At 70.2% G+C, this 8,931-nt stretch carries 7 protein-coding genes; 1 reads left to right on the top strand and 6 read right to left on the bottom strand.

The features are described from left to right. Positions 1-34: 34 nt before the first annotated feature. From ACWPOB_RS15105 to ACWPOB_RS15085, 5 genes are all read right to left on the bottom strand, one after another. Positions 35-1,147: an NDMA-dependent alcohol dehydrogenase gene (locus ACWPOB_RS15105; protein WP_100057576.1), complete on the bottom strand. Its 1,113-nt coding sequence runs from the start codon at positions 1,145-1,147 to the stop codon at positions 35-37. A gap of 34 nt (positions 1,148-1,181) precedes the next feature. Beyond that, entirely contained in the window at positions 1,182-2,681 is a 1,500-nt protein-coding gene (locus ACWPOB_RS15100; protein ID WP_100057575.1) for an aldehyde dehydrogenase family protein, read from the bottom strand. Between the two features lie 100 nt (positions 2,682-2,781). Next, on the bottom strand, positions 2,782-4,425 hold the full coding sequence (locus ACWPOB_RS15095) for a sigma-54-dependent Fis family transcriptional regulator (protein ID WP_455401316.1): 1,644 nt from the start codon (positions 4,423-4,425) through the stop codon (positions 2,782-2,784). Beyond that, complete coding sequence (locus ACWPOB_RS15090; protein WP_455401315.1) at positions 4,422-6,080, bottom strand: AMP-binding protein; 1,659 nt, start codon at positions 6,078-6,080, stop codon at positions 4,422-4,424. Before ACWPOB_RS15090 ends, ACWPOB_RS15095 begins: the two co-directional genes overlap by 4 nt. Before the next feature lie 166 nt (positions 6,081-6,246). Then, positions 6,247-7,614 (bottom strand): MFS transporter, encoded by a 1,368-nt coding sequence (locus tag ACWPOB_RS15085; protein WP_029544943.1) that lies wholly within the window; start codon positions 7,612-7,614, stop codon positions 6,247-6,249. 258 nt (positions 7,615-7,872) lie between these two features. On the opposite strand from ACWPOB_RS15085, the gene ACWPOB_RS15080 reads away from it, so the two are divergent. After that, a complete protein-coding gene (locus ACWPOB_RS15080; protein ID WP_455401314.1) occupies positions 7,873-8,304 on the top strand; it encodes a protein-tyrosine phosphatase family protein in 432 nt (143 codons plus the stop codon). Positions 8,305-8,317: 13 nt separating this feature from the next. Here the strand turns inward: ACWPOB_RS15080 and ACWPOB_RS15075 are convergent, their stop codons facing one another. Beyond that, positions 8,318-8,866: a hypothetical protein gene (locus ACWPOB_RS15075; RefSeq protein ID WP_100058171.1), complete on the bottom strand. Its 549-nt coding sequence runs from the start codon at positions 8,864-8,866 to the stop codon at positions 8,318-8,320. Between the last annotated feature and the right edge of the window lie 65 nt (positions 8,867-8,931).

Genomic DNA, 8,931 nt, shown 5'->3' with positions numbered 1-8,931 from the left:
CCCCCTGCTTGGTGGCATGGGCCCCACCCCACGATCAGGCGTCGTGGATGATGACGCCGCGGATGTTCTTGCCGTCCCGCAGGTCCTGGTAGCCCTGGTTGACCTCCTCCAGGCTGTAGCGGTGGGTGACCAGCTCGTCGAGCTTCAGCTGGCCGGCATCGTAGAGCCGCAGCAGCCGCACGATGTCGTACTGCGGGTTCGCCGAACCGAACAGCGAGCCCTTGATGGTCTTCTGGAACAGGGTCAGTTCCGTTCCGGACACGTGCACGGTCAGCTTCTCCGGATTGGCCAGGCCGGTGATGACGACGGTGCCGCCCTTGCCCACGATCGAGGTGGCCGCCGAGACGACCTCCTCGTCGACGGTGCCGACGAGGATCAGGGCGGCGTCGGCGCCCTGGCCCCAGCTCAGCTCGTTGACCTTCTCGGCCGCCTCGGCGGCACTCGCGAAGGCGTGCGTGGCACCGAACTTCAGGGCGGTGTCGCGCTTGAACTCCACCGGATCAACGACCACGACGTACTTGGCGCCCGCGTGCACGGCACCCTGGACGGCATTGACGCCGAGGCCGCCGATGCCGTAGATCACGACGATGTCGCCGGCGCGGACGTCCCCGGCGTACACCGCGGTGCCCCAACCGGACGGCACACCGCAGCCGACGAGCACGGCGGTCTCGAGCGGGAGCCAGTCGTCGACCTTGACCACCGAGTGCTGCGAGATGGTGGCGCGCTCGGCGAACGTGCCGAGCATGCACATCGCGCCGAAGTCGGTGCTGCCGGAATGGAACCGGAACGAGCCGTCCGGCATGCAACCCTCGAGGATGGTGGCGCCCATGTCGCACAGGTTCTGCCGGCCCGTCGAACAGTACCGGCAGGTGCCGCAGTTCGGGATGAAGCTGCACACCACGTGGTCACCGGGCTTGACCTTGGTGACGCCGGGGCCGACCTCCTCGATGATGCCGGAGCCCTCGTGGCCACCGACGATCGGGAAGCGCGGAGGCAGGTCCCCGTCGGTCAGGTGCAGGTCCGAGTGGCACAGGCCCGCCGCGGTGTACTTGATCAGCACCTCGCCGGGGCCCGGACCGTCGAGGTCGAGTTCCATGATTTCGAACGGCTTGCCGGTCTCGAGCAGGACTGCGGCTTTGGTCTTCATCGTTGTTCTCCTTGGGTGTGGCGGGTGACAGGGGTCAGAGGGCGATGTTCACGGCCTTGGTCTGGGTGTAGAGGTCCAGCGCTCCCGCGCCGAGCTCGCGTCCCCACCCGGACTGCTTGAACCCGCCGAACGGCATCGCGGTGTCGAAGCCGTTGTACTGGTTGATCCACACCGAACCGGCCTTGAGCCGCCGCGCGGTGCGGTGCGCCTTCGACAGGTCCCGGGTCCAGATGCCGGCGGCCAGCCCGTAGATCGAGTCGTTGGCCGCGGCGGTGATGCCCTCGTCGGCGTCGAACGGCATGGCGGCGACGACGGGGCCGAAGATCTCCTCGCGGACCACGCTGAAGTCGGGCTGCACGTCCACCAGCACGGTCGGTTCGACGAAGAAGCCCTTGTCGCCCCAGCGCTTTCCGCCGGTGAGAGCGCGTGCCCCGTCGGTCAGGCCCTCGCGCAGGTAGCCGGTGACCCGGTCCAGCTGCTCCTGGGAGACCAGCGGGCCGAGCTGGGTGGCCGGGTCGAGACCGGGGCCGATCTTCACCTTGCTCGCCGCCTCCGCGACGGCCTCGGTGAACTTCTCGAAGATGGGGCGCTCGACGAACAACCGGGTGCCGGCGACGCAGCACTGGCCGTGGTTGAACAGCCACGCATCGAGCGATCCGGCGACGGCGGCGTCGAAATCGGCGTCGGCGAAGACGATGTTCGGGCTCTTGCCGCCGAGTTCGAGAGAGACCTTCTTCAGGTTTCCCTTGGCGGCGTCGACGACCTTCTTGCCCACCTCGGTGGACCCGGTGAAGGCGATCTTGTCGACGTCGTCGTGGGCGGCGAGCGCGGCGCCGGCGTCGCCGAAGCCGGGCACGATGTTCACCACGCCGGGCGGGAAGCCGGCCTCTTCGAAGATCTCGGCGAGCAGCAGCGCCGTGAGCGGGGTCTGCTCTGCGGGCTTGAGGATGACCGTGTTGCCGGCGGCCAGGGCCGGCGCGAGCTTGAACGCGGCCATCAGCAGCGGGAAGTTCCAGGGCACGATGAGCCCGCACACGCCCACCGGCTCGCGCAGCGTGTAGGCGTGGAACTCACCGCCGGGCACGAACGGCATCGTGACGTTGACCGTGCTGCCCTCGATCTTGGTGGCCCACCCGGCGTAGTAGCGGAAGATGTCCGCCGACCACGCCGTGTCCACTGCCGCGGCGATCACGGCGGACTTGCCGTTGTCGAGGGCCTCGAGCTGGCCGAACTCCTCGGCGCGTTCGGTGAGCAGATCACCGACCCGCCAGATCATGCGCTCACGCTCGGCGGCCTTCATCGTCGGCCAGGGGCCCTCGTCGAACGCCTTGCGGGCGGCCCGCACGGCCCGGTCGACGTCTTCGGCGGCGCCGTGGGCGACGTCGGTGAGCTTGTCCCCGGTCGCGGGATCGTAGGTCGCGAAGACGCGACCCGAGGCGGCGTCGACCCATTCGCCGCCGATGTAGAGCTGCCTGGTCCCGGAGAGAAATTCCCGGACCCGCGGAGCGACGGTGTGCTCGGCAACAGCTGTCATGCCCAACCTCCTGAAGTAGTGTGACACGGGTCATACTGCTTCGGGCAGGCCTGCGGGAACTGTTCAAGGATTGGACAGTGCGCACATGTGCATACGACGGTCAGCCGGCGATGCCGAGTGCGCGGATCCTGCTGTAGAGCGTGGTGCGGCTGATACCGAGCCGCGCCGCGGCGTGCACCTTGTTGCCGCCGCTCTCGCGCAGCGCCTCGATGATGGCCTCCCGCTCGGCGCGCTCGCGCCCGCCCAGGCGTGAGACCCGGCTCGTCGCGCGGTACTCGACCGGCAGATCCTCCACCCGTACCGGCAGCGGGGACTCCCGCTCCGGGATGGCGGCCAGCACCGCCCGCAACTCGGCGAGGTTGCCGGGCCACGAGCGTTCCGACAGTGCCGTCAGGGCACTGGGGCCCAGGCGCAGGTCCGGCCGGTCGAGTTCCCGGGCCAGCGCGGAGGCCAGGTCGCCGAGTTCCCGGATCCGTTGCCGCAGCGCGGGCACCCGGACCTGGCCGGGGCAGCGCGCCAACAGTTCTCGCACCGGCGGGCGGACGTCGTCCAGGGGGTCCGCGGTGAGCACGAGGCGGGCCGCAGCCGGGTCGGAGAGCATCGACGAGAGCAGCGCCAGCACCGGATCCGGCGCCAGGTGCACGTGTTCGACGACCACGACGCCGCCGTCCGCCCCAGCGGCGACCGACAGCAGCCCGGCCGACCACTCGTGTTCGCCCTCGCCGACGATCCGGGCGGCGTCGAGGAAGGTGACGGTGTCACGTACGAGTTCCCTTGCGGCCCAGGTCCGCCCACTCCCCGGCTCGCCGAGGATCGCCACGCCACCGGTGCGCCCGCGCAGCCGTCCGAGCCGCTGCCGCAGCCGCGTCGTCGCGTCCTGCGCGACGTCGCTGCGGGGCACGGGTTCCCGCGCGGCGGCGGCGTCGAGCAGGAACAGCGCCCCACTGCCGATGCCCGGGATGCGGTCGATCCGCAACCGGGTGCGCCCGCCGGCGGACAGCGCGAAGTCCATCGTGCGGGACTCCCCCGCCGGCAGGTCGACCGCGATCGCGCGCAGCGCCGCGTGGTCGGCGGGCACGAGCAGTTCCACGGCGGCCTTGTTGGTGAGCATGATGTCCTCACCCATGGCCGCGACCGCGACGCCGCGCTGCTGCGCGGCCCGCTGGAACGCATCGACCACCCGCCGGTCCGATTCGCGGGCCCCCTCGAGCAACCGCGCCTCGATGTCGCGGGCCGCGCGGGCGAGGAACGGCACGAACAGCGGATTGGCGATCTTGCCGGCGGCGGTGATGTCGAGGATGCCTTCGATGCGGCGGGTGACGGGATGCACGAGCGGGTGCCCGTAGCAGCTGAAGTCCTTGAGGGACTCGAGGTAGTGCTCCTCGCCGTGCACCACGAGGCTCTGCCGGACCTCGAACGGGGTGCCGAGAGCGTTGGTGCCGTAGGTGTCCTCGCTCAGGGTCGCGCCGGGGACCACGCCGATCTCCTCCATGGCGCGCTGCATGGGTGCCGCGTCGAACAGCCGGGCCACGATCCGGCAGTCCCGGTCCACGAGGAGGATGCAGCAGCCCGTGCCGGCGAGCTGCGTGCGCAGCTCGTCGAGCACCGGCCGGGCGGCGTCGAGCAGCCGCCCGGCCGCGTCCGAGGGGCCCAGCAGGGTCGGCTCGGGGAGCCGTCCCGGGTCGATCCCGCTCAACTGCGAGCGTTTCCAGGACAGCGCGATCTCCGGCCGCAGACCGTTCACCCCCGCTCGGCCTCCCCGAGCAGGGCCGTGGACAGCTCGCGCATCTCGACCTTGCGGATCTTGCCGGTGACCGTCATCGGGAACTCGTCGACGAGGTGCACGTAGCGGGGAATCTTGTAGTGCGCGAGCTTGCCCGTGCAGTACTCGCGCAGCGACTGCGCGTCGAGCGGCGCCGCCCCCTCCCGCATCCGGATCCACACCATGAGCTCCTCCCCGTACTTCTCGTCGGGCACGCCGACGACCTGGGCGTCGAGGATGTCCGGGTGGGTGTAGAGGAATTCCTCGATCTCCCGCGGGTAGATGTTCTCGCCGCCACGGATGACCATGTCCTTGATGCGGCCGGTGACCGAGACGTACCCGTCGGCGTCCATGACGCCGATGTCGCCGGTGTGCATCCACCGGGCCTTGTCGATGGCCTCGGCGGTCTTGTCGGGCTGGTTCCAGTAGCCGAGCATCACCGAGTAGCCGCGGGTGCACAGCTCGCCCGGTTCACCGCGCGGCACGGTCAGGCCCGTGGCCGGGTCGACGATCTTGACCTCGAGGTGCGGGCCGACGCGGCCGACGGTGGACACGCGCTGGTCGATGGTGTCGTCGCTGCGGGTCTGCAGGGACACCGGCGAGGTCTCGGTCATGCCGTAGCAGATGGAGACCTCGGTCATGCCCATCCGCTCGATGACCTGCTTCATCACCTCGACCGGGCACGGGGAGCCGGCCATGATGCCGGTCCGCAGGCTCGACAGGTCGTGGGTTTCGAAGGTGGGGTCGGCGAGTTCGGCGATGAACATCGTCGGCACCCCGTACAGGGAGGTGCAGCGCTCCTCGGCGACGGCGGCCAGGGTCTGGGCCGGGTCGAAGGCGGGTCCCGGGATGACCATCGTCGCGCCGTGGCTGGTGCAGGCCAGGTTGCCCATGACCATGCCGAAGCAGTGGTAGAAGGGCACCGGGATGCACACCTTGTCGTTCTCGGTGTAGTGGCACAGCTCGCCGACGAAGAATCCGTTGTTGAGGATGTTGTGGTGGCTGAGGGTGGCGCCCTTGGGGAATCCGGTGGTGCCGGACGTGTACTGGATGTTGATCGGATCGTCGGCCGACAGGTCACGCTGGGCGGCGTCGAGCCGGGTGCGGTCCTCGGCGAGTGCGGCGCGTCCGGATTCGGCGAGTTCGTCCCATTCGGGGTATCCGAGCAGCACCACGTGCTCGAGGTCCGGGCAGTCGCCGCGCACCTCGGCGATCATCGCGGCGTAGTCGGACGTCTTGAAACTCGGCGCGGAGATCAGCATCCGGATCCCGGCCTGGGTGAGCACGTACTGCAGTTCGTGCGAGCGGTAGGCGGGGTTGATGTTGACCAGGATCGCGCCGATCTTCGCGGTGGCGTACTGGACGAACACCCACTCCGCGCGGTTCGGCGCCCAGATGCCCACCCGGTCGCCCTTGCCGATGCCGGCGTGCAGCAGACCGAGCGCGAGGGCGTCGACCTCCGCGGCCAGTTCGGTGTAGGTCCAGCGCCGGCCGGCGGCGCGGTCGACGAGCGCGTCGCGGTCGCCGTGGCGGGCGACGGTGCGGTCGAAGTTGTCGCCGATCGTGTCCCCCAGCAGCGGGGTGTTCCACGCCCCCGAGGTGTAGCTGGGCAATTCGGGTGTGGCGAAACCGGTCATGGGTGCTCCTGCAGTGTGCGCGGCCCGGGGCGAGCGAGGGGATCTCGTGGACTCGTCCACCATGCTCGTCGATCCGGCGCCGCAGGTGTTCGGATTCTGGACAGTTGGCGGTGCGGTGGCAGCACGAGGCGCCCTCCCCGGGGTGTCGGGGAGGGCGCCGGTGGGATCAGAGCGCTCGGTCGCGGGTCTCGACGAGGGCCTTGGTGCACACGAAGCTCAGCACGCCGAGCACGGAGAGCATGATGCCGATGGCGATGCCGCCGTAGGACGCCGCGAGGGGCGCGGCCAGCATGGGCGGAATCGCGCCACCCAGGACGCCGGCGAGGTTGTAGCCGAGTCCGGCGCCGGTGTACCGGTACCGGGTGTGGAACATCTCCGGCAGCAGCGCCCCGCACGGTCCGTAGGCGATGCCGAAGATGGCCAGGGTGACCATCATGCCGACGACGAACGCGACCGGCGATCCGGTGTCGAGCAGCGGGAACAGCGCCAGCGCCCACACGACGGAGAAGCCGCAGGAGATCATGATGACGCGCCGGCGGCCGACCCGGTCGGAGTAGAGGGCGGAGAGCACGATCGCGGCGCCGAAGACGAACGAGGCGACGATGCCGACGGTGAGGACGAACGGCCGGGAGAAGCCGAGGGTCTTGGTCGCGTAGCTGGTCAGGTACGCGGTGCCCATGTAGAAGAAGGCGAACATGATCGCCAGTGCGCCGGCCGAGAGGAGGATCTCCTTGGTCTGGTAGCGCAGGGCGTCGAGGAACGGCAGGGTGCGCTTCTCGGCCGGGGCGGCGGCGCGGGCCTCGCTCTCGGCCCGGAACACGGGGGTCTCCTCGATGGCGAGGCGCATGTAGAGACCGATGGCCACGAGAACGATGCTGAACAGGAAGGGGATACGCCAGCCGTAGTTGAGGAAGGCCTCGTTGGTGTCGCCGAGGGCCAGGCCGGTGAACAGGAAGGTGGCGCTCGACAGGGCGAAGGCGATGGCGGGGCCGAGCTGCGGGAACATCGCGTACAGGCCGCGTTTGCCCGGTGGCGCGTACTCGGCGGTGAGCAGCGTCGCGCCGGCCCATTCCCCGCCGACGGCGAAGCCCTGCGCGAATCGCAGCAGCACGAGGATGATCGGGGCGGCGACGCCGATCGTCTCGGCGCCCGGCAGCAGCCCGATGAGCAGGGTCGAGATGCCCATCAGCAGCAGCGTGGAGACGAGGGTCTTCTTGCGGCCGATGCGGTCGCCGAAGTGCCCGAACAGCATGGCGCCGACCGGGCGGGCGATGAAGGCGACGGCGAAGGTCGCGAACGAGGCGACCGTGCCGGCGGTGGCGCCGAGAGCCGGGAAGAACACCGTCGGAAAGACCAGGGCTGCGGCGGTTCCGTAGATGAAGAAGTCGTAGAACTCGATGGTGGTGCCGATGCAGCTGGCGATGGCGACGCGTCGGATGCCGGGTCCGCCCGGGGCGGGGGCGGTCGGCGCGGCGGGCTTCTGCCCCGCCGGTACCACGGGGGGTTCGGCCCCCGGTGTCGACACTGTGGTCACGTCTGTCCTCCGTATTTCCGTTCGAGCCGCGGCGGGCCTGCGCCGCGGGATGGAAGGAAAGGTAGTGATCCGTCTCACTCCCCCACTACCCCCGAAAGGGGGGTGGCTGTGAGCCGGATCACGTAGTTCGCCGAACGAAGGACTTGATCGTCGCAGGACGCCCCGCACCCGCACCACGCGTGGTCGTCCGCGCGGGAACCGCGTGGATCCCGAGGCACACGGTGGCCGAACAGCTTTCGCGCCGTCTACGCTCCGTTCATGGCGACGACGACCTGGGACCCGAGCGCCCCGGGGATCCTGGCACTACCGTCGGGCCGGTACGTCCGGGGCCGTGGCGTCCGACGTCCCCCTCCGGCCGGACCGCTGCCCGCCCTCGGGGTGTACCTCGCGGGCCGGACGCCGCCGGCGGTCCCGTGGGACGCCCGGTGGATCCGGTGGCCCGACTTCCGCCTCCCCACCGAGCCCGGCGCTGCCCGCCGGATACTGCACGAGGCGTGGCAGCGGTGCGCGAGCGAACGCGTCGAGGTCGCCTGCGGCGGTGGCCAGGGGCGCACGGGCACCGCCCTGGCCTGCCTCGCGATCCTCGACGGCGTACCGGCCGGCGAGGCCGTCGCCTTTGTGCGCGAACACTATTCGCACCGAGCAGTGGAGACGCCGTGGCAGCGGCGCTTCGTCGCCGCGTTCCGGTGACCGGCGGCGCCGGTCAGCGACCGGCGGCGCCGGCGAGCTCGGCGCGCATCTCGCTCCACACGGTCGCGTACGAGTCGATGTTCGGCGCCGTGGCCCACGCCAGCGCGCCGGACTTGACCTTCCCGAGCGCCTCGGCGAACAGGTCCTGATACCGCGACAGGCGCGGAACGAACGCCGACACGTCGTCGAAGAGGTTCTGCGCCTTGCGATCCAGCTCGATCAATTCGTCGAGGAAGTTGGCGGATTCCGGGTCGGCGAGCAGCGCGGAGAGCTCTTCGTCGAGCGGGCCGAACTGCTCGAACAGCTCCGCGAGAGAATCCTCGTCGATCGAGACGCGCTCCGCGTCGAGCTGATCGGTCAGTTCCGCGACCCCCGCGTCGGTCAGGGAGATGCCGTTGCCGGTCTCCTTCGCCTTGCCCTGCGTGACGAGCGCGTCGTACGCCGCCCGCCCGGACGCGACGGACACCCCCAGATGCGCCGCGATCACCTCGGCGGTGACGGTCTCCTTCAACCGCACCGTCTGCAGCAGAGCCAGCTCGTCGACATTGCCAGCGAACGCCATCGTGTCTTCTCCTCGTCGCCCGGTCGCGGGCGGTACGTGTCACCCGGTCGGGCGGAGTACATGAT

Source organism: Rhodococcus sp. 2H158 (assembly GCF_053764755.1).
The sequence above is the reverse complement of the archived record's forward strand: the minus strand, read 5'-3'. Positions and strand labels throughout refer to the sequence as shown.

Excerpts from the sequence above, each read along its gene's own strand:
- ACWPOB_RS15105 (WP_100057576.1), bottom strand. The coding sequence starts at position 1,147 with ATGAAGACCAAAGCCGCAGTCCTGCTCGAGACCGGCAAGCCGTTCGAA.
- ACWPOB_RS15100 (WP_100057575.1), bottom strand. The coding sequence starts at position 2,681 with ATGACAGCTGTTGCCGAGCACACCGTCGCTCCGCGGGTCCGGGAATTT.
- ACWPOB_RS15090 (WP_455401315.1), bottom strand. The coding sequence starts at position 6,080 with ATGACCGGTTTCGCCACACCCGAATTGCCCAGCTACACCTCGGGGGCG.
- ACWPOB_RS15080 (WP_455401314.1), top strand. The coding sequence starts at position 7,873 with ATGGCGACGACGACCTGGGACCCGAGCGCCCCGGGGATCCTGGCACTA.
- ACWPOB_RS15075 (WP_100058171.1), bottom strand. The coding sequence starts at position 8,866 with ATGGCGTTCGCTGGCAATGTCGACGAGCTGGCTCTGCTGCAGACGGTG.